The sequence below is a fragment of the Lactiplantibacillus sp. 3062 genome, from assembly GCF_055413545.1.
In genome coordinates this window covers 354,401-378,845 of record NZ_JBVAYE010000001.1, presented here as the reverse complement: position 1 = coordinate 378,845, position 24,445 = coordinate 354,401, and the positions used below count along the sequence as shown (strand labels likewise).

Genomic DNA, 24,445 nt, shown 5'->3' with positions numbered 1-24,445 from the left:
CGACACGACAAAGATTATATATTTAATACATTAATATTAAAGAAAATAATTAAGACTGCGCTTACAATCGTTGCTAGGATTAACTTTTGCTTGTTGCAAATGATTATCCAACTGCGCGATAATGAGTGCATAATCTAAAATTTATCGGAGGATGTATAAATGAAAGAACCATACGGTGTAGGCTTGGATATTGGTACGAACTCGGTTGGCTGGACGGTTGTGGATGCAAGTGGTCATGTCAGAAAAATTAAGGGGCAGACTGGGATTGGTGTACGGTTATTTAAAGAAGGGGCAGCCGCAGCAGACCGGCGGGGATTTCGAACAACGCGTCGTCGGTTGAAACGGGTGAAATGGCGGTTACGATTACTACGCGAATTCTTTGACCAACCAATCAGCAAGGTGGATATCAATTTCTTTGCGCGGCGCAAATATTCGGATATTTCACCTCGTGATCCTAATTATAACGGTCTTGAAAAAACGTTGTTTAATGATCGGAGTGATCAGGATTTCTATCATGATTATCCAACGATTTATCATTTACGTGAGGCGCTGATGACTCAGCACCGCAAGTTTGATGTGCGTGAAATTTACCTAGCGATTCACCATATTGTCAAATATCGCGGCAATTTTTTGCGTAATGATGCAGCGACAGCGTATCGAAGTGGGACACTTGATTTACAGCAGCACTTTGAAACTTTGAATCATTTGTTTAGTCAGGCTGATCTGGAGCTGAACTTGAACCTGACAACCGATGTAGCGTTGCTTGACAGCATCAAACAAACATTGGTACGAACTGATATCTCGCGTAGTGACCGCCAAAAATTAATTATGCCACTATTAGCAGTTTTAACTGGCGCGACTACTGCGGAAAAGAAGCGCCAAAAGGCAGTGGTAACAGAATTTGCGAAAGCCCTCGTTGGAAATAAAACCAAGATTGATGTGCTGACTCTAACGGACATCGACGCTACTGAAGCAAAGGATTGGGCCTTTAGTTTAGAGGAAAATCAAGACAAACTTCCTGGCATTGAAGACCGTTTTAGCGAAGTGGGCCAACAAATTATTGATGAGGTAATTCGGTTATACGCCAGCGTCAACCTTGCACAGCTTATTCCAGAAGGTAAACGGTTCTCACAGAGTATGGTTGAGAAGTATAAACGCCATGGCGAAGATTTGAAGTTATTGAAAGCGTATATTCGCTCTCAGTCAGACGCCAAGCGCGGGCGGGCCATTCGGGCAACCTACGATCAATATATTGATGGTGTGAAAAGTAAACAGGTGACGCAAGAAGCGTTTCAAAAGGCCTTGGGAAAATTTGTTGACGCCGATGTAGATTTGAATAGTTGGGCAGCTCAAATTAAGCAAGCTATTGACTCTGAACAATTCATGCCTAAATTACGGATAAAGCAGAATGGAGCCATTCCTTATCAGGTTCAACAAAATGAGCTAGATCAAATTATTAGTAATCAGAAGGAATACTACCCGTGGTTGGGTGAAGAAAATCCGGTCATCAAGCGACGCGGTAAGTTTCCATACAAACTTGATGAGCTTGTCGGTTTCCGGGTGCCTTATTATGTTGGACCGCTGATTACTAAAGAAATGCAGGCAGCAACTGCCAATGCAGGTTTTGCATGGATGGTACGTAAGGCTGATGGGCCAATCACGCCATGGAATTTTGATGATAAGGTCGATCGGGTGGCCTCGGCGACTGCTTTCATTCAGCGGATGCAGACGACGGATACGTATTTGATTGGTGAGGAAGTACTACCCGCACGAAGCTTGATTTACCAACGCTTTATGGTGCTCAATGAGCTGAATAATATTCGAGTTGATGATGGGCAATTAACACCCCGGCAAAAACAACGACTATACAACCAAGTGTTTAAGAAACACAAACGAGTAACAGCTAAGAATATTCAAGACAATTTAGTTGCAGCGGGAGAGTTTCCCACTGCGCCACGAATTACGGGGCTTGCGGATCCGAAAGTATTCAATAGTTCGTTATCCACGTATCATGATTTGAAACAGGTGTTGCCTGAAGCTATGTCAGACGTGCGTAAGCAAGCTGATATTGAAAAAATCATTTTATGGTCAACTATTTTTGAAGATAGTACGATTTTTAAGCAAAAACTGACAGAGATTTCCTGGCTGACAGCGGCCCAACTTAAGCAACTAGGTCAATTACGATATCGTGGCTGGGGACAATTATCACGAAAATTATTAACAGGTCTCAAAGATGATAATAATCGTTCAATCATGGACGGCTTGTGGGAGACAAACGCTAATTTCATGCAATTACGAAGCCAACCTGCCATTGAGAATCAAATTAAATCGGCAAACCAGGCCAACCTAACAACGGCGGATCTTCAAGATACCATCAATGAATTATATACGTCACCGCAAAATAAGAAGGCTATTCGCGAAGTGATGGTGGTGTTAGCTGACATTAAAGATGCGATGCATGGTCAAACACCTAACTGGATATTTGTGGAAGCGGCTCGTGGTGGTGGCGTTGCTGGTCGGCGGACACAATCACGGTCAAAACAAATTGTTGCAGCCTATCAGGGAACAGCTCAGGCCATTGTCAGTGATCAAGTCCAACGTGAATTAAAAGAGAAAATCAAGAACAAAGCTAATTTCAATACGCGGCTCGTACTTTATTTCCTACAAAATGGCCGCGATTTGTATACCGGTGATGCGATTAATATCGATCGATTGTCAGAATATGATATCGACCACATCTTGCCACAATCTCTGGTGAAAGATGACTCATTAGATAATCGAGTACTGACAAATGCACGAATCAATCGTGAGAAAAATGATACGTTTGCTAGTGAAAAGTTTGGGAAAAAGATGGGTGCTAAGTGGAAAGAGATGCACCGAATGGGGCTGATGACCAAACGGAAGCTTGACCACTTACTGATGCGTCCTGATGAAATCAGCAAGTACGCGACTGGTTTTATTAATCGGCAGTTGGTTGAGACACGTCAGGTTATCAAACTAGTTGAAGAGCTGATTAATGCAGAATATCCATCCACCGCTATTGTGTCGGTTAAAGCGAACTTGACACATCAATTTCGACAAACGTTTGATTTTCCGAAGATTCGTGAGGTCAATGACTACCATCATGCATTTGACGCAGCCTTAACTGCTTTCATTGGCACCTATTTGTTGAAGCGATATCCGAAGCTGGAACGATTCTTCGTCTACGGTAAGTTCGCTAAACAGCCGGTTAACCTAACACGTTTCAATGTTATCCGAAAACTAGCTAAGACTGATACCCCAATTACGGATATCGATACTGGTGAAGTTTTGTGGGATAAGTTAACCGATATTAAATATTTTGAGACGCTTTATGATTACAAGCGATTATTGGTGACGCGTGAGGTATCCGAAAACTATGGGGCAATGTTTGATCAAACTCTCTTGAAGGCAAGTGATAATGGCAAGCGATTAATTCGGAAAAAACAATCCTTCGATACAGCTATTTATGGTGGTTATACGGGAAAAACGCTGGCTTACATGGCTATCGTGAAAGTATCGACTAAAAAGGATGTCCAGTACCAAGTTGTAGGTGTACCTACAACTATGGTGACACAAATTGAGCAGTTGGAACAACAAGGAATGACAAACAAGCAAGCGGTGACGAAAGTAATTGAACCGCTCATTGCTGCCAACAACAAGAAGATGCTGACGTATGAAGTGTTATTGCCGAAGGTACGGTTTGAACAGGTGGTTCGAGATAGAATTAAAGGTCAAACGCACCGCTTCGCACTTGGTACTGATACGTATTATCACAACATTCAAGAGCTGTATTTACCATTAACTTTACAGCGCGCATTTTTAGGTAAGCAGAATGAGTCTGAAGTGCAATTAAATCAGAATTTACTGACTGTTTTTGACGCAACGCTTGCCCAGGTTAACCGATACTTTCCACTTTACGAGATGAACAAGTTCAAGAAGATACTTAATTCTGCTCGTGATCAGATTGAGCTGCTGGAAGCGAAAAATCAATTTGTTAAGAATAAGCTGGTTTTAGGGAAGCAAGGAATTTTGACCAATATGTTTATTGGCTTACATGCGAATGCCTCGTATGGTGATTTAAAGGTGCTAGGTGTGAAAACAGATTTTGGTAAGTTACAGGTTCCTGGTGGCATTAAGTTAACGGGTGACGCTGAAATTATATATCAATCACCAACTGGTTTGTTCGAGCGAAAAATTTCATTAAAAGATTTATAGCGAAAAAAAGATGTCATCCCGATAAGGATGACATCTTGGTACATATGTAGTGGTCCGAATACGGACTCAAAAGGTGAAACTTGGCAATAAATGCCTTGTTTGATCTTGACGCTAGTAGTCATATCAAGAAGGTTTAGAACTTGATACAAGTGAATAGTAGCACGAAAAATATAATTAATCAAGGAGCTGTTATTATGGGATGGCGAAACGTGATTATTACTCAACATGCTAAAGTTTCTTATTCAATGAATCGGATATTAGTTCAGACGAGTTCTGATAAATATGCGGTTCCAATCAGTGATATTCAATTGCTGTTAGTCGGAACAACTCAGGCTGTGATTACTAGCGCAGCGCTTTGTGCGCTGGCGGAAGCTCATGTCAAAGTTATTTTTACAGATCATCAGGGGGAGCCAATCAGTGAGACCAACGATTATTATCCGACACGGCGAACAGCTGATTTGGTACGACAACAGGTGACTTGGCCCGAAGCACGAATTGCAACGCTATGGACGAAAAATGTTGGTAGTAAGATTTTGAACCAGATTCAAGTCATTGACTTTGTCGGTGGCGATACCCAGACACTTGTTGATGAGTTGGATAAGTTAGAACTGAATGATGTGACTAATCGGGAGGCAGTTGTGGCTAATAAATATTTTTCATTGTTATTTGGTGCCCAGTTCTACCGTCGAGATTTTAGCCCAATTAACGCTGCACTCAACTACGGATACGCCGTGCTGTTATCCATGGTGAATCGAGAGATTGTTTTAAATGGCTATCTGACCTGCATTGGTATTCATCATGAGAACAATGAAAACGAATTTAACCTCGGCTCAGATTTAATGGAGCCTTTTCGGCCGATTGTTGATCAATGGGTCAGTCAACAACGGTTTAAGGACTTCACACCGGATATTAAGATTGGACTAGTGTCGTTATTAGACCTAGAGATTGGGTTTAATGGGCACCAAACAATTGTGAGCCACGCGATTACAGAGTATGTTGCCGCGTGCTTACACTATCTTAGCGGTGAAACGGAAGAATTAAAGATTGAGGTGAAATTACCAAATGAGGTATCGAGTGATGCGATTAATAGTCATGTTTGATGTTCCCATGGATACGTCGGAAGAACGCCGTGCATATCGGCACTTTCACAAAGCTTTAGTGCGTGAGGGCTTTTTGATGATGCAATACTCAACTTACGTCCGGGTTTGTGTAAATAAGAAAGCGGCCGAATTCGTGGAAAAGCGGATTGCGCCACTGGCACCCAAAGGTGGAAAAGTGCAAACGATGACAGTGACTGAGAAGCAGTATCAGGCAATGCACTATATTCAAGGTACACCTAGCAATGATATTTTGAATTCAGCTGAAAGGACGATTGTTATATGAATATAACATATTATCCATTTCCACCATTCAAGATCGATGCTGGTAAGGTCAACGTTCTCGATTTGGGAAATAGTAACATGTATGCCGAAGTGTGCCAAGGCTTTCGAGATCGAATCGACAGCGTACGTATAAGCAATGACGACCTTGAATTACAGACGATCAGTAGCCAATGCAACTGGTATGGTGACTTGATGTTATCAGTCGATTTGAACCGCCTTTTTCTAAAGAAAGTGCAGACCCAAATTATCAAGTTAATGGCTGATGATCGGCAAGTAGCGGTCTTAGATGAAAATCGTAAAGTAGTTTCGCAAGTAATGGAAGCCAGCTTCTTACTAGACTTACCGCTAGATGTTGACGAATCGCCTAGCCTAGAACAAATATTGAAATTTACCGGTGTTCATTTTCCAACGGAGCTTATGAATGACCCAAGGGCAATACTGGAGGCACTCGTTCAGACGCATGTTGAACTGGGTTTGAAACAGAAGCTGGTGTTGACTAATGTCAGCCATTACTTAAATCAAAAACAATGGGCGAGCTTTGAGCAACTAGTGCATGATTTGGGCGCAACTGTCATTGTTATCGAATACTCAGAAATAAATCGAATGGAAAAGTTCAAAAATAGTTGTTATTATTATGTTGACGAGGATTTAGTAGACTGGCGTGATATGAATTAATGAGTAAATGATGTTAAAATGCTGGTCTTGAATAGTAGTCATATCAAACAGGTTTAGAACCAACAGACTCCTGCTGGGGTTGCCTCAGTTGTCTTGAATAGTAGTCATATCAAACAGGTTTAGAACTCGAATTAATGCTGACGCCCAGTTATTGATGTCTTGAATAGTAGTCATATCAAACAGGTTTAGAACAAACGTCTTTAGCGTAGTCATTCATTGGCTGTCTTGAATAGTAGTCATATCAAACAGGTTTAGAACAAACACCGTTAACGGTCTTACCGTGTCGATGTCTTGAATAGTAGTCATATCAAACAGGTTTAGAACACGTCGGCGAAATCTTCACCACGCCGATTAGTCTTGAATAGTAGTCATATCAAACAGGTTTAGAACTTGATGACTCTTCTGGGGCACCAACAAGTTGTCTTGAATAGTAGTCATATCAAACAGGTTTAGAACTATTGAGTGCAGCGTTGTTTGCGAGCGTCCGTCTTGAATAGTAGTCATATCAAACAGGTTTAGAACGTACAGTGTCGCTCAACGTCTATCACTCCCGTCTTGAATAGTAGTCATATCAAACAGGTTTAGAACGGTATGGAGTACAACAAGGAACAAGACACGGTCTTGAATAGTAGTCATATCAAACAGGTTTAGAACGATGCTGAGGAAACGAAGCATAGAACGTTTGTCTTGAATAGCGGCCACATCAAAAACAGTTTCACGATACTAAAAAATGGCTCACCAACTAAAACAGGTTGGTGAGCCATTTCTATTTATTGACTAATTACTAATCAATCACGCCATCTTTTCCCATCCATCGGAACCGAATAAACTTCCCGACCTCGGTCACAATCAAGACGACGATCCCACAGATAATCGGGATGCCCCAACCATACCAGAAGTTGATGCTAGTCGTATGGAAGACGGATTGCATGAATGGTAGGTAGATGATTCCTAGTTGTAAGAGAATCAGGATACCAATGATGTAGAACGCCATCTTATTTTGGAAGAAGTACTTGGAAATGACGGGGTGGTCATTCCGCAAGTTGAAGAGGTAGAAAATCTTACCAAAGATGATGATGTTCAGTGACATGGTACTACCGACGACATTTGGTAATCCAAGTGCGGTCAAGTAGTTGTAGGCGAAGATCCCCAATCCAGAAATTAGGAAGGAGACATAGCCGATTTCAAAATAATCTAATTTTGACAACAACCCAGACTTAACATTCCGGGGACCCCGGGCCATGATGCCGGCCTCGGGTGGCTCAAAGATGAACGCAAACTGGATGGTCAGCGCGGACACCATATTGATCCACAGTAATTGCGTCGGGTACAGCGGAAGTTCGTGGCCCATTAAAATACTAATGATGACAACGAGGCCTTCCGCGAAACTAGTTGGGAGTAAGAAGCGAATCGTCTTACGAATGTTATCGAAGACGTGGCGCCCTTCACGAACGGCGGCGACGATATCAGCAAAGTCATCATCGGCCAGGACCATATCGGCGGATTCCTTAGCAACTTCGGTCCCCTTGATTCCCATAGCAACCCCAATATCGGCTTGCTTGAGGGCCGGGGCGTCGTTGACCCCATCACCAGTCATCGAAACGACGTGATTATTGGCCTGTTGGGCACGAACAATCCGTAATTTGTTATTCGGTGTTGCCCGTGCGAAGACGTTATAATCATCGATGTGTGCTTGTAACTGCTGATCGTCCATCGCGTCGATTTCAGGACCAGTAATCGCTTTGACATTGGCGGCCAAGTTCAACTTGTTAGCAATTGCCATCGCCGTATCAGGGTGGTCCCCCGTAATCATTTTAACTTGCACGCCCGCTTGCCGTAATTCGGCGATCGCGGTAGCCGCTTCTTCACGAGGCGGGTCAATGATTCCGACTAAGCCAGCTAAATGCAGCCCACCAATGGCTTGTGCATCAATGGTAGTCACGTCATCATCGACTTCTTGGTAAGCCAGCGCCACCACGCGCAAACCATCGGCGGTTAAGTCGTCCATGGCGTCATCCCAGTATGCCGTTTGGTTAGCTTGGTCAGTTAAACGCAGGACAGTCGCGGGTGAGCCCTTGACCATTAGTAAGCGTTGACCATCTAAGTCGGCCAGGCGAGCAGAAAAACGGAAGGCTGAATCGAATGGTAGCGAGTCGACTTCTTCAACCTCAGGATCATGACCAGTCATTTTACGATACAGCGTCGTCAAGGCACCATCGGTTGGTTCACCAGTCAGTTCCCAGCGATTGTTTTCGAAGTGTAGCTCGGCGTCGGTCGTTTGGCCGGCAATCTTAACGAGCCATTCCATCGCGTTATCTTGGTGCCAGTCGACTTTGTTGCCATTGAGCTTGAGATGGCCATCGAAGTTCACGCCACCATTGTCATCATAACCGACCCCCGTCACATCAAACGTATGCTCAGGCGTCACGACCTTAGTGACCGTCATTTCATTTTTCGTCAACGTCCCAGTCTTATCGGTGTTAACGATATCTACGGCACCTAAAGTTTCCACGGCGGGTAGTGACTTGACAATGACGTTTTTCTTCGTCATCTGCCGGGTTCCCATGGCTAAAACCACCGAGGTGCTAGCGGGTAGTCCTTCTGGCATAGAACCAACGACCATCGTAATAACCGCAATTAGTAAAGTCGGCAAACTATAGGTATCCATGACCATCCCTAATAGGAATAATAGGACGGCCGCCACCACGATGGCGATGGATAAGCCGACCCCCAGTGAGTTCAGATTACGCATCAGTGGGGTAGTGGTTTGTTTGACGTCACTAACAGACTGCTGGATATGACCGATTTCGGTATCTTCGGCGGTAGCCGTTACGATTCCGACGGCCGAACCGCTAGTCACCGCGGTTGACGCGTAAACCATATTCTTACGGTCAGCCAAAGCCAGCGTGGTCTCTGTCATCGGTTCTTCTTGTTTCTCCACGGGATTAGTCTCCCCTGTCAGCACGGATTCTTGGACGTTAAAGTTGTCCGCTGAAATCAAGCGCATATCGGCAGGAACCGCGTCACCGGCTTCTAAGTTGACTAAGTCACCAACGACTAATTCGCGGGCGTCAATTTCCAGTTTTTTCCCATCACGGATGACGAAATTCTTGGAAATCAGCATTTCACGAATCCGTTCTAGCGCGTTGCCAGCTTGGCGTTCTTGGACATAACCAATGATGGCATTGGCAATAATAACCAGTCCAATAACGATAGAATCGGAATAGTGGTGCATGAAGAACGTTAAGACCGCTGCTGCGGCTAAAATGTAGATAATACTGTTATTAAACTGCTTGATGAATTGGACGAACCGAGACGTACGCTTGGTCTCCAGTTCGTTGCGACCGTTATGTTGTAAACGTTCGGCAGCTTCAGCAGTGCTCAATCCATTCTCAGGATCGGTGGTGTACTTTGCGGCTAAGGCTGATTCATCAAGCTGCCATAAGTTATCCGCATCGGGAGGGTTCTGGGTGTCGTTTTGCTCTTCATTAGAGGTTAACGACTGATTGTCATCTTTTATCATTCAATTCGCTCCTTAAAAATAAAGTTATTACCGGTGAGGTTCTGTAAAATCACGACGTTTATTGCGTGTTAAATAGGCCAATTTCGCCACATCCTTTCTTAATTAGCGTTATTATAAATAATATTATATACGAACAATCTAGGTGAACGCCATTAAAATATTTGACAAATTCATGACAAATTATTGCGTTAGTTGCAATAATATATCAGATTTTGGCTAGTTTGTCGCTGAAAATGACTGGTTTTCCTCGAATTGTTGGGTAAATTAAATAGGGAGAACTTAAGATGACAGATAAGTTAACGTTATTGCAATATGATCCAAATCCAACGGCTATGGTAGGGCCAGACGTGGATGGCCGCTTTACTGTTCCAGCTAAGCTACTCTACATATTTTCTGGTGATGATTATTTTCAACAATTCGTCACTCGGTATCATGGTCACCGTTTAGGCCAATTTAATACCATTACTAAAGTTAGCTGGGTTTATCAAATCGGTTATCGTGGTCAAAAATTGGCAGTAGCGCAAGCGCCCCTTGGTTCCCCAGCTGCGACAATGTATTTAGAGATGTTGATTGATTTTGGTGCTCGTACCGTCATAGCAGTTGGTAGTTGCGGCGCATTAACAGCACTACCAGAGGAACAATTATTAATCCCAACGGTGGCTTTGCGTGATGAAGGGACGTCCTTTCATTATTTAGCAGCAGCTGATTGGGTGCCACTCGATCCAAAGGTTATACAGGTACTCGGGACAACATTGACGAAGGCTTGCCTGCCATGGCAGATGGTCAAAACGTGGACAACGGATGCTTTCTTCCGTGAGACTGTGTCTAAAGTCAAAGCTGCTCGTCAGCAGGGTTGTCAAGTCGTAGAAATGGAATGTTCGGCCTTAGCTGCCTGTTCGGCGTTTCGGCAAGTTTCCTTTGGACAATTACTATATACGGCAGATACCTTAGCACAACTAGAGCACTATGATCCGCGACATTGGGGTGCGGGCGGTGTTCTTGCTGCCATTGAACTAGCTGTGGAAAGTTTGGCCGCATATTAGCGAATAAAAAACGAGCAGTCGATGACTGTTCGTTAATAGTGGCTAATCTTTGATGGGGTCCTTCATTAATAACCAGAGAATCAGGTAAGCGATGATACCAGGGAACATGGGTGTAATTGCTAAAACAACAAATAATAGCCGGGTAACGTTAGTATTCCAGTTAAAATGTTCGGCAATTCCACCAATGACACCGGCAATCACCCGGTCCGTTGCGGAACGATGAATATCGATCTTCATAAGTTAATTCCCCCTTAATAATGCTAACTATAATGTAGCAGGTTTGATTCAATAACGCTACTAATTTAATCGGTTGGAAACGGCGTAGTGGTAAGAACCGTGGTATAGTAGGTGATTTCAGTCAAAGCTTGGTGAAGTGTATGATCGTAGCGTTTGCTCAGGGGCGCGTTATCGATAAAGTGACCGTTACTTTGAAGGGTTTGTGGTACGTTACCAATGGGCGTTGGTTTAGGGAGGACGACTATTCCTAATCGTTGGAGAACTGGAACTAGTGCGGCCGCCCCAAATTGACCGCCGCGCATATTGTCAGAATATGAGATAATCTTAGCCGGTTTACGGGCGCCTTCGAATGCCAAAAAATCGAAGGCGTTTTTCAATCCAGCTGGCATTGCGTGATTGTATTCGGGTGTCAGGATAATGTAACCGTCCGCACTAGCCATATCGGTGAGCCATTGCTGCTGGTTAGCAGGTAGCTCGCGGTGCGGGTTCGCCATCGGTGACTCGGGTTCATCGAAAAAGGGAAGTTGATAGTTGGCCAAATCTAAAAATTGGTAGTGAATCGGAGAATGAGTCGGTAATTGGTCAATGATTAATTTTAAATGATTTAATAAAGCGCGGCCGTTAGCCTGTGACCGGGTACTCCCTAAGATGATTGCAATTTTAAACATAGTGAGGCCTCCAGATATTTTTATTGATTCTAATGAATACAAAATGATAGTATAGACTTAATAATATTAGTATGCAAGTATCTATTCACGTGAATTAAAAGGAGATTTTTAAATGACAACACCATTAGTTAGTCAGTTGATGACGGAACTAAATCAATTTTTGACGCAGGATAGCGTTGATGATCAAGAAAAACGCTGGGCCATGCAACAAACGACTGATCCGCAATTACAAGCGGCATTAAAACAACTATCGACGACGGATATTAAAATTATGGCGTATCTGGGACGGCGTGGTGCCAGTCGAGCTAAGTCGCTACCGGCACCAACGGAACTTTCACAGGCGACGATTTCTCGCGGTCTGACTAAATTATCCCGATTGAAATTGGCCACGAAATATCGGGATTTGACCAATAACAAAGAAATTCTCGTGCGATTGACGACGCTGGGCGAAGCAGTCGCTGATTTACACACGCAACTGGACGCGACCATTGCTGCTAAAGCACAAGCCATTGCTGATGACTATTCTGACGCGGAACTGAGACGATTTGTTAGCCTAATGCGACGGATTCGTGAAATTAAAATTTAGCACTCGAGTTAAACGAGTGCTAAATTGTTGCATTCCCACAAAATGGTGTTAGTATATATATCGAAGGTCAGGAAAGGTCAAACAAGGATTTGAATTACTGACCAGTATTAATAGCCAAGTGAAATTTTGAAAGGGGATTGTTAGTATGGCTAATACTTTAATGAATCGGAACGATTTCGGCATGTTGGATCCGTTTGAACGGATGGCACGCTCCTTCTGGGCACCATTAGAAAACATGGATCAAGTATTGAAGACCGACATTAACGAAACTGATGATCAGTATCAAGTGAAGGTTGATGTCCCTGGTATTGATAAGCAAGATGTGAAGTTGGATTATCGTGACAATGTGTTGTCTATCAAGGTTCAAAAAGATAGCTTTGTGGATCATGAAGATCAAGACCAAAACATTGTGATGAATGAGCGTCATACTGGCACCTTGCAACGGCAGTATATGTTACCAAACGTTGCGGCGAATAAAATTACGGCATCCCAAGCTGACGGTGTCTTAACGATTACGTTACCTAAGACCCAGCCGAGCGCGAATGACGGTCAAATCGAAATTCAATAATTAAATCATTAAATCATCAGTAACAAGTGAGCGGCCCACCGATAATCAAATCGGTGGGCCGCTTTTGACATCAACAATCGGTATGAATTATGACCGCTGGTTGGTAAGCTGTTGGTTTAGCTGGATGACTTTGATGCGGGCGAGTGCCATTTCAATTAACCATAGACCGATATAGGCTCCGGTGTAAACCAAGGTATAGAAGCCAAACCAGCGAACGTTTAATGGAAACCAGCCACAGAGAATCGCAAGTGGGGTCATCCCTAGGAAAGAACACAGACAATGAGCAATGGTTTGTTTCGTAATCGACCACGTTTCAATTTCGAATAGCCAGCTACTGAATGCCCAAACTTCACCAATCAGAATCCACAATAATGTCGAAAGCTGGGTGGCGGCTAAGGGCGAGGACCAGTGGCTGACAAAAGTGGGATTAGAAGGAAATAAATAGGTGGTATTAAAGAAGGTTGAGAACCCCAAGGCCATTAAGTAGCCGATAACGATGCCTCCGATGGCGCCAATCAAAAGGGTGTGCCAAAGTCTTTTCATAATTGTGCCGCCTTTCTAATTTGTTGGGTATAGCGTCGTGATGCGTATGTTGTTGTGCCGGTTGTTAGGTTGACTTGAAAGCTACCCCATTTGGTTAAGGTAAAATTTTTAACACAGGCGATTCGCACAATTTCACTACTAGAAATACGTAGAAATTGGTGGGGTGGCAGTTGGTCCATTAAAGTGTGTAAGTGGCTGTGAACGAGGTAAGCACCGGTGGTTGTTTCACAATAAAGTCGTTTATTGGCAGTGTAAAAACGTGACACCGATTGAAGTGGCAGCTTAATGAGCGAGCGATCTTGAAAAACATTGATGAATTGCTGATTAGTCAATGCTTCAATATTCCGTTGTAGTTCTTTGATTGCCGGAGTTAACTGCGGGCCGTGAATAGTCACGAAGACCTGATGAATCGTTTCAGAGATGGTTAACTGGACGTGCCTTGTTGATTCCCCCTTAAATAGCGATTTTGATAAGCTTATTGTAGTGAAAATGCGGCTTGACACTAGTGCTTATTGTTACTTGGTCAACTAAACGGGCTAACTGGTCAGGAAATATGGCAAAAAATTTCCCGGGAAATAATTGTCACTGGTGGTCGCTAAATATGATAAGCTAATTAACGGTATAATACTTACTGAAAATTAGTGTCAATTAGATATGGAGATGACGAGCGTGGATGACGCAGAACGTGAACGCGGACCATGGCATCGTAATTTGATTGTTTTATGGTTTTGTACGTTCGTTGCGGGAATGGCATTTAGCGAAATTATGCCATTTCTTTCATTATTTGTTAGTCAGCTGGGTGATTTCACGAAGGCCCAGATTACATTTTATAGCGGGTTAGCTTTTGCAGCTGATTACGCGATTTCAGCAATTTCGGCACCACTGTGGGGCATCATTGCTGATAAAAAAGGTCGTAAGATCATGCTATTGCGCGCGTCCCTAGGGATGGCAGTTGCGATGGGGTTAATGGGTTTTGTAACGAATGTCTGGCAACTAGTTGCCTTGCGCGCGCTACAAGGTGTGTTTGCGGGCTTTATTTCTAATGCCCAAGCCTTAGTCGCGTCCCAAACGCCACGTAAATATAGTGGACGGGCGTTGAGCACTTTGATCACTGGTGCCGTTAGTGGTCAATTGTTTGGCCCAGTGATTGGGGGCTTGCTAGCCCAATTGTTTTCGATTCGAAACACGTTTTTTATTACGGCCGGATTATTAATGGTGGCGTTTTTGTTGAGTCTGTTCTTTGTACAGGAACACTTCAAACCAGTCGCACATCATCGTGAACCAGGTGACAGTCGCAATCCTTTAGCAGCGTTTCAAAATCCGCGCTTGATTATTGTGATGTTATGTTCGACGGCCATCGTCCAATTTGGAAACGCCTCGATTGCACCAATCATTAGTTTATACGTTCGTGAATTGATGCATTACCGTGGCCCGATTACGGTTGTGGCCGGAATTATCGCAGCTTTACCGGGTATTTCAAACATCTTTTCAGCACCGCGCCTTGGACGTTATGGTGATCAGCACGGTTCTGGTAAGGTATTGTTATTTGGCTATATTTTTGCGGTGATTATGTATTTCCCACAAGGCATTGTTACGAGCGTCGTGGCCCTCGGTATTTTGCGGTTTGCCATTGGGATTTCCGATGGCGCACTATATCCAGAGATTCAAACGGTTTTGACTAAGAATACGCCAGTACATCTTACCTCAACGATTTTTAGCTATAATCAATCTTTTCAAGCTATTGGCAATATGTTCGGCGCCTTGCTCGGTGGTTTGGTGGCTGGTTGGTTCAATTACAACGCGGTATTCATTATGACGGCGTTACTTTTGTTAATTAACCTAGGTTTAATTTTGTGGTTAGTTCCTGATATTTGGAAGAACGGCAAACGGGCAGTTTCCTAGGTGTTTGGTAGTTAGTCTATTAAATTGGCTAGCTGCCTTTTTTGTTACTTGTCCTTGAACATGATGTTAATTCAGTGTATTGTTAGTTTCATGAATATCGAAATAAGCAAACAAGATCAGGCTGATCAGCAACGAGTGGCGATTTTCAAAGCACTGGCCGATGCTAACCGATTACGGATTATCCGGGTGCTCTATCAAGCACAACGGGAAATGACTTGCAGCGAAGTGGGGGCGCAATTAAATATCAGCAAGTCAACCGTCTCTTATCACTTTAAGACCTTGCGGTTAGTGGGTCTCACCAATACGCGACGAAAGGCACAGACGAAGTATCTATCCTTACAATTAGCGACCTTTGACCGGTTTTTACCGGGGTTCTTAGCAACGCTTTAGTTTTTTTGCTTTTTAGTTCGACAATTATCGAACTAAAATCTTGGAAAGAAGATGTCAACTACTTATGACCACAACACATCAACATAGCCGCTATTTAACACTTGGAATGATGTTAGCGGCAACGAATATGCGTTTACCAATTACAATGATGCCGGGATTAATCAGTTCTTTGAAACGGACACTGGGTTTGCCGAGCTCGATGGCGGGATTACTGACCACGATCCCATTATTGACGTTTGCCATTATGTCCCCATTGATTGCACATTGGGGGCGGCGATTTGGCAACGAACTGACAATTTATGTAATGTTGATCTTTCTAGCCGTTGGGAGTTATCTGCGGGTCATCCCAACGATTGCTGCCCTTTTCATTGGGACGTTACTAGTCGGGATTGGCGCGGACGGTGGCAATGTCTTGATTCCAGCGATTATTAAAGATAATTTTCCGACGAAGATTCCAGTCGCAACTAGTCAATACACGCTCTCAATGCTATTAGTCGGTTCACTGGGAACGGGACTTTCGGGAGTGTTGGCGGCACACTGGTCGTTACCACTAACGATGGCGGTGCTATCGGTGATTGGACTAATTAATTTGGTTGTCTGGTTGCCAAACTTGAAATACAATCATCGCGCACCAACAGTTGCGATGACCGCGAGTGATGGGCAGTCAACGGCAACTCACGGGAGTGTTTGGCGGCGGCCGTTAGCGTGGGTCGTTACGGCCTTTTTCGGCTTGCAAGCACTAGTCTACTATTCATTACTGACTTGGTTACCAACGGTATTTGTTGCCCACGGCTTCTCCTTGATTGTGGCTGGCAATTTAGTTACGGTCATGCAATTGAGCGGCCTACCGATGTCATATTTAGTGCCAGCGACTTCTGGTCATCGGCGCGGCGTTTGGGCAATGATTATGGTGGTAGGTGTCGGTTTTATTGCGGGAATTGGTGGTATCTTACTTTCCGGAACGAATTTTTGGGTGGCAGCACTGTCCTGCGTCTTACTAGGATTAGGCTCTGGAGCAGCCTTCAGTTTGGCAGTCGTCTTCTTTACGCAAAAAACGACCAATGGGTTTGAAACGGCTGACTTATCTGGTATGGCCCAATCCGCGGGCTATTTGTTAGCTGCAGTGGGGCCCGTACTATTCGGCTGGTTAGGCGGTCAATTAGGCTGGGGACCAGTACTCTGGTTAGCTATCATTCTTTCCGCGTTACTAGCATTATCCGGCAGCATCATTTTCCAGCATGCAACGATTTATGAGTAATTAATATCACAATAATGCAGAACGAGATTGGCCCAAGTCAATTTCGTTCTTTTTTTGAAACTTTATCTTTGCCTTAGAGTTACTCTAAGGGATTACACTAATCTCTATTCAATTAAGGAGGCCACAGTAATATGGCGGTTATTCAAATTCTAACGGTCGTCGGCGTGGCGATCATCGGGGCAAGCCTTGTAGGTGATCCCACTCAGCAACGACAGTCAAAACCAGTAAAGGAGCAAAAATAAGATGACAGTGTTAACAACGATGTATCAACTAGCAAATGGTGTCAACATTCCCAAAGTCGCATTCGGAACTTGGCAGATACCTGGTGGTGAGGCAACGTATCAAGCCGTTCGTGCGGCCTTAGCAGCGGGATACCGGCATATTGATACTGCACTGGCCTATCAAAATGAAGCTAGCGTTGGCCAGGCAATTCGTGATTCTGGCATTCCACGTGAGCAAATCTTTGTGACGACTAAATTACCGGCCGAAACGAAGTCATATCAAGGTGCACTAAATGATTTCGATCGCTCACTGAAAAATTTGGGTTTAGACTACGTGGATCTCTATTTGGTACACGCACCTTGGCCATGGGGGCAAGTCGGTCGAGTTTACGATGAAGCTAACCTCGATGTTTGGCAGGCAATGGAAGCTATTTATCAAAGTGGCCGGGCGAAAGCGATTGGTGTCTCTAACTTTGCTGTTCGGGATTTGAAGAATATTCTTAACCAGGCGACGATACCACCAATGGTCAATCAAATTCAATATTACTTGGGCTTCACGGAACCTAAGATCACCAAGTTTTCTGAGGAACATGCCATGCTTGTAGAAGCATACTCGCCGTTAGCGACGGGCGGGGTCCTCGATAATCCGCAAGTACAGGCCTATGCCGATAAATACGGCGTCAGTGTGGCGCAGTTAGCGTTACGCTTCGTTTTGCAAAATGGGGTCTTGCCATTGCCCAAGGCTGTTAATCCAGCCCATATTGAGGCGAATACGCAATTGGACTTCGCAATTAGTGTGGCCGATATGCAAGCCTTAAACGACTTGCCAGATGCGGCTGGTTCATACATGCACAACCCAACCCAAGGTTAACGAACAAAATGTTTGACCGCACTTGGGTCGATAGGAGTAAACTGAACATAATTAATAAACGATAAGGAGCGATTTGATGACAACGATTAATGCAGCTAACGCGGGTACTTACGCGTTTGATGATCAATTCAAAGTTAACCGGATGGGTTATGGCGTCATGCAGTTAACGGGTCCTGGGACATGGGGACCATACGCTGATCCTGAAAATGGGGTCAAGGTAGTTAAGAAAGCACTGGAATATGGCGTTAATTTCTTTGATACGGCTGATTCATACGGTCCATGGTTTGCTGACCGGTACTTAGCGGCGGGCTTGAAGGATGCCGCTAATCGTGATCAGATCTTCATTTCTGATAAGGTCGGTCAAACGCGGCAAGGACCGAATGTGTGGACGCCACTTGGTGAGCCACGGTATCTGCGTCAGCAAGTAGAAGTTTCAATGATGACACTGGGGATTGACCATGAAGACCTAGTATTCTTACATCGAATTGACCCTCATTACTCGATTGCGGATCAAGTTGGTGAACTCAAAAAGCTTCAGGATGAAGGTAAAATCAAGCATATCGGTCTGAGTCAAGTAACTGTTGATCAAATCAAGGAAGCGCAGCAAGTCGCTAAGATTGATGCCATTGAGAATCTCTATAATGTCGCCAATCACGGTGATGATGACGTTGTTGACTACGCGGCCTCACAAAAGATGGCTTTTCTGCCATGGTTCCCATTAGCAACGGGTGAACTGGCTCAGGCTGGGAGTGTCCTCAGCACGATGGCCCAAAAGTATCAGGTGAGCCCAGCGCAAATTGCCTTGGCTTGGCTATTGAAGCGGTCTGATAATATCATACCGATTCCAGGAACAAGTTCTATTGAGCATTTACGGGACAATGTGGCAGCCGCCAACGTTGATTTAACAACGGCCGATTTTAATGGATTAAGTCAATTAAGTGTTAAATGAGTATTTAGGTCGGGAATTCCCGACCTTTTTGTTTGCCTAAAACGAGCTAAACGACGCTTGAAATTCATGGGGTTGACGGTTAAAATGAATAAACATTGAATGAGAAAGAGGATTGAGCAAATGAGTACGCGTTTGATGAGTGATGAGCCAACAATTTATTTAGCAGGACCTTGGTTTACTGAGGGCCAACCAGAACGGCTAGCTAAGATCGAAAAATTAATGGACGAGTTAGAATTGACTTATTACAGTCCACGGCTAGACGGCATCGATTTGACGCCGGATGCGACCGAAGCTGATCGAAACGCGGTATTTACGGACAATGTGGACCATTTAAAACGGGCCAAGTTAGTTGTCGCCGTGGTTGATGGCTTTGACACGGGAACTATTTGGGAAACTGGAACAGCATATGGTTTAGATATCCCCGTTGCTTACTATGGTGAAACGTTAGCTGATGGCACGTTTAATGTGATGCTGGCTAAGTCCGGCAAAGCGGTTATTGAGAACATGACTGATTTGAAGGCTTTTCTACAAGATCCCACTGCCGATGATTTTCAATATACAGGAACTATTCGTTAATTTGAACGGTTAGTCAAAATAAAAAGCGAGCCGTCTGCATTTGTCAAGGCTCGCTTTTTGCATACATAAATGGCAGAACTTGTGGTGGGAATGAGCCGCTTGAAAAAATGTAATATTTGTTAAAGGCAATGTGTTTAATTGGAGAAAAGTCATCAAATGGTGTTACGCTATGGGCAGAAATTGGTTGACTAGCGCAAATATTAAGAAAGCGGCAAGAAAACAAAAAAGTTCAGTTCAAACTAGACAATCACTATCCAAGTTGTATAATGTACTTGTAAGCGTTATCAGAACCTAATTACCTATTTTGGGGGCGTTATTTATGGTTAAAAGTAAAGCAATTATGATTGGTGCCGGGCTATCAAATATGGCTGCGGCGGTCTACTTGATTCAAGATGGTCATTGGGATGGTAAGGACATCACATTCTATGGTGTTGATATGCACGGTGCCAATGATGGTGGTGCCACGACTGATTTTACCAATGAGTATTGGAATAAGAATCATCCGATGGCTAACACGACTGGGTATGTTGCCCGGGGTGGTCGGATGCTGAATTACCGGACGTACGTTGACTTAATGGATTTATTGGACCGGATTCCATCGGTAACTGAACCGGGGATGACGGCGGCTGAAGATACGCGTGATTTTGATGCGAAACATCGGACGTATGATATTGCCCGCTTGATGCAGGGTGGTAAAGGCATTATTAATGCTGGTAAGTTAGGATTCAATAATAAGGATCGGACTTTGCTGACTAAGTTGATCATGATGCCAGATAGTGAAGAAACGAAGCTCGACAACGTTTCGATTGCTGAGTACTTCAAGGATGATCCGCATATGTTCCAAACGAATTTCTGGTATATGTGGGAAACAACCTTTGCCTTTAGAACGCAAAGCTCTGCTCAAGAACTGCGGCGTTACATGCATCAAATGATTTATGAATTTACACAAATTGAACACTTAGTTGGTGTCAACCGGACGCGTTACAATCAATTCGAAAGCATGATTTTGCCATTAATTAAGTACTTGCAAGGGCAAGGTGTGACTTTCATTGATAATAAGATTGTTAAGGATTGGCAATTTAAAGACACGCCAATGCAAGACGAAATTACGGTGACTGGCTTAGTCATTGAGGATGCGCAGACTGGCGAAACGGAAGAAGTTGAAGTTGATGAGGACACAGCGGTGATCTTCACTAACGGTTCAATTACCGATTCTGCAACGATGGGTGATTACAACACGCCTGCTCCTGAAAATATGGATTATGGTGTTAGTGCTAGTTTGTGGAAGAAGGCTACTGAGCGGTTCTATAACTTAGGGACGCCAGATAAGTTCTTCAACGATCGGAATGCTAGCGAATGGGTCAGCTTCACGTTGACGACTAAGAATCATTTATTCTTAAATGAAATCGTTCGGATCACCACCCAGGAACCCGGGAATGCGTTGAACTCCTTCTTATCAACTACGCCAATTACGCCGTTGAACCAAAAGGATGTTAATATGTCGATCGTGGTGCACCACCAACCACACTTTACGACACAGCAACCAAACGAAACAGTTCTGTGGGGCTACTTCTTGTATCCACGGCGTCAAGGTGAGTTTGTTAACAAGCCGTATATCAAGATGACGGGTAAGGAAATGGCTCAAGAATTAATTGGTCAACTTTCCAAAGTAGATCCGGGTCCAGGCAATATTAAGGACAAGGAAAAGGAAATTTTGGACAGTATCGTGAACAATATTCCGGTATACATGCCATATGCTTCCGCACTCTTTAATAACCGGGCTAAGTCTGATCGGCCAGAAGTCTTACCAAAGCACTCAACGAACCTAGCCTTTACGGGTGAATTTGCGGAACAACCATACCAGATGATCTTCACGGAACAGAGTGCGGTCCGCTCTGGTGAGATTGCCGCTTATCACTTTGCTGGGGTCCCAATGGATAACTTGGTCAAGACACCACGGTACGATAAGGATCCAAAGACCTTGCTCAAGGCAACTAAGAAGATGTTTGATTAATTAAATGCTGGCCTGTCAGTGGTTAATGCTGATGATGGCATGATTTAAAAACGCTCCCCATGAAAGATGACTTTCATAGGGAGCGTTTTAGTGTGCATCACGATCAGTAGTAACGGCTCGTCGAGACGCCGTCATTAACAGGATCAGGTTGCTAAGCAATTTAGTGGTTGATCAAATTTTAGCAGCTGCTTTAGGTGTTAATTTAGACGGTGTGTGTTTAGTAGTGACTTTGACCGTGAGATGCTTTTTGGTTGCAAGTTTGGGCGCCTTTTTAGCGTTTTGCTTGGCGGTCTTTTTGATTAATTTTGGTGCCATTTTCTTAGTTTTCGTTGGTTGGGCTAACGTTTTTTTAGTGGCGAGAGTCGTTACCTTTTTAGTTGGTTTGATACTTGCCTTAGGGTGCTTGATCGTTAGCTTCGTTGATTTTGCTTTGGTGGTCGTCTGCTTTGCCAATTTGATTACCTTTTTAGAGGCTTTGATTTTAGGCGTTGCTTTCTTAGTACTGGTGGCTTTAGGTCCAGCCTGCTTGGTGGTCTTCTTAGCAATTGTCAACTTAGTCTTCGGGGTTTTCTTGGTCGCTTTTAATTTAGCGGTCGGGGCGTTCCCTTTAATCATCGTGGTGGCTTTAGCCCAGCCGAGGGCCTTACCGTGTTCACTAATGAGATAATATGTGGCCGACGTATGCTTGCCGGTTGCTAAAGTAATCGTCTTAGTTACCGTGTAAGTCTTTTTAGTACTGAGTTTCGCTTTGGCCGGGCTAACAAAGGCGATTGCCCGATCGGCGGCAAAGTGAATTGTATTCAAAGTCGTGGCGGCCTTCGCGTGCATTGTGATGGCGGGAAAGTGGGTCGCTTTAGTAAGTGCATGGGTAGTGGCTTTTGGGGTTACCGTGGCGGCATTAGCCGTGGTAGTCATGGCAAACGGGCTGGCAGCCAATGGTAATGCCAAAGCAAGTGTTGCAACGACTGATGTTAATTTTTTCATTTCAAAATCCCCCTTAAAGTGAATCTTTTTTTGATTCGAAGATAGTTTAGCACCTTGACTGCTTTGCAACAATCGTAATATCAATAAAATTATCAAAAAGTGGGTGAATTTGAATGCAATCAATAAAGGCTTGATAACAAACGAACCGCGGTGGGAGTAACCGTTGGGTTAATGAGAGTGAGCGAGATTTTAGAACTAACGTTCGCACTGAATGGGAAAGTTATGGTATGCTAGAACGGTATTTTTACTGAAAGGGGTGGGCGGCATTGCCGGCAGCAACAACTTTAATAACCCCCGCTGAAAATCGTTTCTTTCTGTTAAGTGAACGAGCTCGACGGCGGACCACGCTCCAACAAATTAGTGCGTTATTACGCGCACACGTAACGGTAAAGGCTGACAGTGATTTCTTGAAACCGACTGTGCGTAATTTGATCTTACAAGATCATGGCCAATGGCTGACTGACTGTAGTCATGAGTGGCAACTTTTGGCGAGCTTGCCGTACGTTGTTAATCCGAATGAAAGCCGACAAGCATGGCATCATTGCGAATTGTGTCATAAGCCGGTTCGTTATGAGTACCATGTTCAAAACAAGCATAATCATCGTGAGTTGATTGTCGGTTCTGAATGCGTCAAAAAGTTCATGAACGCCGAAACACGTTACTTGATGGTGATTACAACTGAAGATAACTTTTATGCGGTGGCCCAGTATCAGACGCTGACTACCGCTGTACCAACAGTGCCAACGATCATGTTTGCCCAGCCATGGCTACCACAATTACCGGCTGAGCAAGCCCCCCAAGCACGCAAGTTGCGACAAACAACGACGCAAACCGTCACGACGTACCTAAAACGTCGTACCAAGCAACTACCATTACAGGAACTAAAGCCCGCTGAACAAACCTATCAGCGGTTAGTCCATGATGAACAAGCGGTGATCGAAGCGGCTGAGCGGGCGGCCCGTCAAGCAATTGTGACCAATCAACAACAACGCCAGGCACAAGCGCAGCAAAGTGCTGTGAAGGCCGAGCAAACCTTGCGCCAGAGTCACGCCTATCAACGTTATTTACAGCAGCTGGCGGCCATTATCGTGATGCGTCCGGAGCGACCGATGGCGAAGCAACAGTTTGAAAAAATCACGCCACCAGTGACCGAACGCCCTTTGGTGAACTCTTATCAATTCGGGCAAATGGTGACTGAATACCGACAGACTGGGAAGATTCAAGTTCGGCGCCTAGCCATGCTTGATCATCAGTTCGTTGCCGCACTTAATCAGGTGACTCAACAGCTAGATGAACAACAAACGACGCGTTTTTATGACGATGTCTTCAATAGTTGTTGGGGCTGGCAGTATCATCAGCAGGCGACCCAACGTGCGGATTGGGAGCACTTATTGATGACCCGGTGGGGCCAATTATTGTCGCTGGCTTGGTTTGAACAATTAGCCATGCAAACGACGATGCCACAAACTCAACAGTGGCTTGCGGACAATGCGGATGCCGGTATGCAAGCAGCACTACAGCAACGTTTAGCTGCGCATGAAGACCGCCAACCGATTGCCCGTGACCGGATGACTAGATCGGAATTACGACAGTTTTGTTTGCGTGAACAGTCAGCTGCGCCGACATTAGAAGCATTTGAACAGGTCTTTGACCAACAGTATCAATTGCCCGTCGACCGGCAAGCAACGGCCCATGAAACGTTAGCCTATTACTATATTGCGCGTCAATATCAAGGTGACCATCAGCATGCGTTACAACAACTGAATTGGTTATTGAAAGTCTAAATGTTTCACGTGAAACATAAAAACGCCCACTGATC

The 24,445-nt window shown here is 44.3% G+C and carries 21 protein-coding genes and 1 CRISPR repeat array; of the genes, 15 read left to right on the top strand and 6 right to left on the bottom strand.

The features are described from left to right. The first annotated feature begins 159 nt into the window (after positions 1-159). The 4 genes from cas9 to csn2 all read left to right on the top strand — a co-directional run bounded on the left by cas9 (position 160) and on the right by csn2 (position 6,293). A complete protein-coding gene (cas9, locus tag ACWQAU_RS01705; protein ID WP_027821588.1) occupies positions 160-4,236 on the top strand; it encodes a type II CRISPR RNA-guided endonuclease Cas9 in 4,077 nt (1,358 codons plus the stop codon). A 194-nt stretch (positions 4,237-4,430) separates the two neighbouring features. Continuing rightward, the gene (gene cas1 / locus ACWQAU_RS01700; protein WP_027821587.1) at positions 4,431-5,336 is read left to right on the top strand and encodes a type II CRISPR-associated endonuclease Cas1; all 906 of its coding nucleotides are present in this window, start codon (positions 4,431-4,433) and stop codon (positions 5,334-5,336) included. Next, the gene (gene cas2, locus ACWQAU_RS01695) at positions 5,314-5,619 is read left to right on the top strand and encodes a CRISPR-associated endonuclease Cas2 (protein ID WP_015379640.1); all 306 of its coding nucleotides are present in this window, start codon (positions 5,314-5,316) and stop codon (positions 5,617-5,619) included. Before cas1 ends, cas2 begins: the two co-directional genes overlap by 23 nt. After that, positions 5,616-6,293 (top strand): type II-A CRISPR-associated protein Csn2, encoded by a 678-nt coding sequence (gene csn2, locus ACWQAU_RS01690; RefSeq protein WP_027821586.1) that lies wholly within the window; start codon positions 5,616-5,618, stop codon positions 6,291-6,293. The genes cas2 and csn2 overlap by 4 nt, the downstream gene beginning before the upstream one ends. 24 nt (positions 6,294-6,317) lie before the next feature. After that, positions 6,318-6,947: direct repeats of the CRISPR family, unit length 36 nt; unit sequence GTCTTGAATAGTAGTCATATCAAACAGGTTTAGAAC. A 130-nt stretch (positions 6,948-7,077) separates the two neighbouring features. On the opposite strand, the gene ACWQAU_RS01685 is transcribed toward csn2, so the two are convergent. After that, the gene (locus tag ACWQAU_RS01685; RefSeq protein ID WP_027821585.1) at positions 7,078-9,816 is read right to left on the bottom strand and encodes a cation-transporting P-type ATPase; all 2,739 of its coding nucleotides are present in this window, start codon (positions 9,814-9,816) and stop codon (positions 7,078-7,080) included. 284 nt (positions 9,817-10,100) lie between these two features. On the opposite strand from ACWQAU_RS01685, the gene ACWQAU_RS01680 reads away from it, so the two are divergent. Next, entirely contained in the window at positions 10,101-10,859 is a 759-nt protein-coding gene (locus ACWQAU_RS01680) for a nucleoside phosphorylase (RefSeq protein WP_011100895.1), read from the top strand. Between the two features lie 42 nt (positions 10,860-10,901). On the opposite strand, the gene ACWQAU_RS01675 is transcribed toward ACWQAU_RS01680, so the two are convergent. Together ACWQAU_RS01675 and ACWQAU_RS01670 are read right to left on the bottom strand one after the other, a co-directional pair. Then, the gene (locus ACWQAU_RS01675; protein WP_003641730.1) at positions 10,902-11,096 is read right to left on the bottom strand and encodes a PspC domain-containing protein; all 195 of its coding nucleotides are present in this window, start codon (positions 11,094-11,096) and stop codon (positions 10,902-10,904) included. Positions 11,097-11,161: 65 nt separating this feature from the next. Continuing rightward, positions 11,162-11,764, bottom strand: coding sequence for an NADPH-dependent FMN reductase (locus tag ACWQAU_RS01670; RefSeq protein WP_027821584.1), 603 nt, complete (start codon positions 11,762-11,764; stop codon positions 11,162-11,164). Positions 11,765-11,876: 112 nt separating this feature from the next. Between ACWQAU_RS01670 and ACWQAU_RS01665 the strand changes: the two genes are divergently transcribed. Both ACWQAU_RS01665 and ACWQAU_RS01660 read left to right on the top strand, forming a co-directional pair. After that, the gene (locus ACWQAU_RS01665; RefSeq protein WP_011100897.1) at positions 11,877-12,350 is read left to right on the top strand and encodes a MarR family winged helix-turn-helix transcriptional regulator; all 474 of its coding nucleotides are present in this window, start codon (positions 11,877-11,879) and stop codon (positions 12,348-12,350) included. Between the two features lie 145 nt (positions 12,351-12,495). Then, a complete protein-coding gene (locus ACWQAU_RS01660; RefSeq protein ID WP_011100898.1) occupies positions 12,496-12,918 on the top strand; it encodes an Hsp20/alpha crystallin family protein in 423 nt (140 codons plus the stop codon). A gap of 87 nt (positions 12,919-13,005) precedes the next feature. On the opposite strand, the gene ACWQAU_RS01655 is transcribed toward ACWQAU_RS01660, so the two are convergent. Continuing rightward, on the bottom strand, positions 13,006-13,461 hold the full coding sequence (locus ACWQAU_RS01655; RefSeq protein WP_027821583.1) for a DUF3021 domain-containing protein: 456 nt from the start codon (positions 13,459-13,461) through the stop codon (positions 13,006-13,008). Then, a complete protein-coding gene (locus ACWQAU_RS01650; RefSeq protein ID WP_016511537.1) occupies positions 13,458-13,856 on the bottom strand; it encodes a LytTR family DNA-binding domain-containing protein in 399 nt (132 codons plus the stop codon). Before ACWQAU_RS01650 ends, ACWQAU_RS01655 begins: the two co-directional genes overlap by 4 nt. A gap of 274 nt (positions 13,857-14,130) precedes the next feature. Between ACWQAU_RS01650 and ACWQAU_RS01645 the strand changes: the two genes are divergently transcribed. The 7 genes from ACWQAU_RS01645 to ACWQAU_RS01615 all read left to right on the top strand — a co-directional run bounded on the left by ACWQAU_RS01645 (position 14,131) and on the right by ACWQAU_RS01615 (position 21,642). Further along, the gene (locus tag ACWQAU_RS01645; RefSeq protein WP_003643663.1) at positions 14,131-15,363 is read left to right on the top strand and encodes an MFS transporter; all 1,233 of its coding nucleotides are present in this window, start codon (positions 14,131-14,133) and stop codon (positions 15,361-15,363) included. Between the two features lie 90 nt (positions 15,364-15,453). Next, complete coding sequence (locus ACWQAU_RS01640; protein ID WP_015379645.1) at positions 15,454-15,753, top strand: ArsR/SmtB family transcription factor; 300 nt, start codon at positions 15,454-15,456, stop codon at positions 15,751-15,753. A 64-nt stretch (positions 15,754-15,817) separates the two neighbouring features. Next, on the top strand, positions 15,818-17,011 hold the full coding sequence (locus ACWQAU_RS01635) for a CynX/NimT family MFS transporter (protein ID WP_003641738.1): 1,194 nt from the start codon (positions 15,818-15,820) through the stop codon (positions 17,009-17,011). A 243-nt stretch (positions 17,012-17,254) separates the two neighbouring features. Then, a complete protein-coding gene (locus ACWQAU_RS01630; RefSeq protein ID WP_003646328.1) occupies positions 17,255-18,103 on the top strand; it encodes an aldo/keto reductase in 849 nt (282 codons plus the stop codon). 76 nt (positions 18,104-18,179) lie between these two features. Continuing rightward, entirely contained in the window at positions 18,180-19,052 is an 873-nt protein-coding gene (locus ACWQAU_RS01625) for an aldo/keto reductase (RefSeq protein ID WP_003646329.1), read from the top strand. A gap of 120 nt (positions 19,053-19,172) precedes the next feature. Continuing rightward, the gene (locus tag ACWQAU_RS01620; RefSeq protein WP_016511540.1) at positions 19,173-19,628 is read left to right on the top strand and encodes a nucleoside 2-deoxyribosyltransferase; all 456 of its coding nucleotides are present in this window, start codon (positions 19,173-19,175) and stop codon (positions 19,626-19,628) included. A 319-nt stretch (positions 19,629-19,947) separates the two neighbouring features. Beyond that, positions 19,948-21,642, top strand: a complete 1,695-nt coding sequence (locus ACWQAU_RS01615) for an oleate hydratase (RefSeq protein WP_003641742.1) — start codon at positions 19,948-19,950, stop codon at positions 21,640-21,642. 171 nt (positions 21,643-21,813) lie between these two features. On the opposite strand, the gene ACWQAU_RS01610 is transcribed toward ACWQAU_RS01615, so the two are convergent. Then, on the bottom strand, positions 21,814-22,626 hold the full coding sequence (locus ACWQAU_RS01610; protein ID WP_027821580.1) for a hypothetical protein: 813 nt from the start codon (positions 22,624-22,626) through the stop codon (positions 21,814-21,816). 266 nt (positions 22,627-22,892) lie between these two features. Between ACWQAU_RS01610 and ACWQAU_RS01605 the strand changes: the two genes are divergently transcribed. Then, positions 22,893-24,410, top strand: a complete 1,518-nt coding sequence (locus ACWQAU_RS01605) for a hypothetical protein (protein ID WP_027821579.1) — start codon at positions 22,893-22,895, stop codon at positions 24,408-24,410. The last annotated feature ends 35 nt before the right edge of the window (positions 24,411-24,445 follow it).

Bases quoted from the DNA above. Each gene is read 5' to 3' on its own strand.
- ACWQAU_RS01665 (WP_011100897.1), top strand. From the start codon at position 11,877: ATGACAACACCATTAGTTAGTCAGTTGATGACGGAACTAAATCAATTT.
- ACWQAU_RS01615 (WP_003641742.1), top strand. From the start codon at position 19,948: ATGGTTAAAAGTAAAGCAATTATGATTGGTGCCGGGCTATCAAATATG.
- ACWQAU_RS01610 (WP_027821580.1), bottom strand. From the start codon at position 22,626: ATGAAAAAATTAACATCAGTCGTTGCAACACTTGCTTTGGCATTACCA.
- ACWQAU_RS01655 (WP_027821583.1), bottom strand. From the start codon at position 13,461: ATGAAAAGACTTTGGCACACCCTTTTGATTGGCGCCATCGGAGGCATC.
- ACWQAU_RS01630 (WP_003646328.1), top strand. From the start codon at position 17,255: ATGACAGTGTTAACAACGATGTATCAACTAGCAAATGGTGTCAACATT.
- ACWQAU_RS01680 (WP_011100895.1), top strand. From the start codon at position 10,101: ATGACAGATAAGTTAACGTTATTGCAATATGATCCAAATCCAACGGCT.
- ACWQAU_RS01685 (WP_027821585.1), bottom strand. From the start codon at position 9,816: ATGATAAAAGATGACAATCAGTCGTTAACCTCTAATGAAGAGCAAAAC.
- csn2 (WP_027821586.1), top strand. From the start codon at position 5,616: ATGAATATAACATATTATCCATTTCCACCATTCAAGATCGATGCTGGT.
- ACWQAU_RS01625 (WP_003646329.1), top strand. From the start codon at position 18,180: ATGACAACGATTAATGCAGCTAACGCGGGTACTTACGCGTTTGATGAT.
- ACWQAU_RS01670 (WP_027821584.1), bottom strand. From the start codon at position 11,764: ATGTTTAAAATTGCAATCATCTTAGGGAGTACCCGGTCACAGGCTAAC.
- ACWQAU_RS01635 (WP_003641738.1), top strand. From the start codon at position 15,818: ATGACCACAACACATCAACATAGCCGCTATTTAACACTTGGAATGATG.
- ACWQAU_RS01620 (WP_016511540.1), top strand. From the start codon at position 19,173: ATGAGTACGCGTTTGATGAGTGATGAGCCAACAATTTATTTAGCAGGA.
- ACWQAU_RS01640 (WP_015379645.1), top strand. From the start codon at position 15,454: ATGAATATCGAAATAAGCAAACAAGATCAGGCTGATCAGCAACGAGTG.
- cas2 (WP_015379640.1), top strand. From the start codon at position 5,314: ATGCGATTAATAGTCATGTTTGATGTTCCCATGGATACGTCGGAAGAA.
- ACWQAU_RS01675 (WP_003641730.1), bottom strand. From the start codon at position 11,096: ATGAAGATCGATATTCATCGTTCCGCAACGGACCGGGTGATTGCCGGT.
- cas9 (WP_027821588.1), top strand. From the start codon at position 160: ATGAAAGAACCATACGGTGTAGGCTTGGATATTGGTACGAACTCGGTT.
- cas1 (WP_027821587.1), top strand. From the start codon at position 4,431: ATGGGATGGCGAAACGTGATTATTACTCAACATGCTAAAGTTTCTTAT.
- ACWQAU_RS01660 (WP_011100898.1), top strand. From the start codon at position 12,496: ATGGCTAATACTTTAATGAATCGGAACGATTTCGGCATGTTGGATCCG.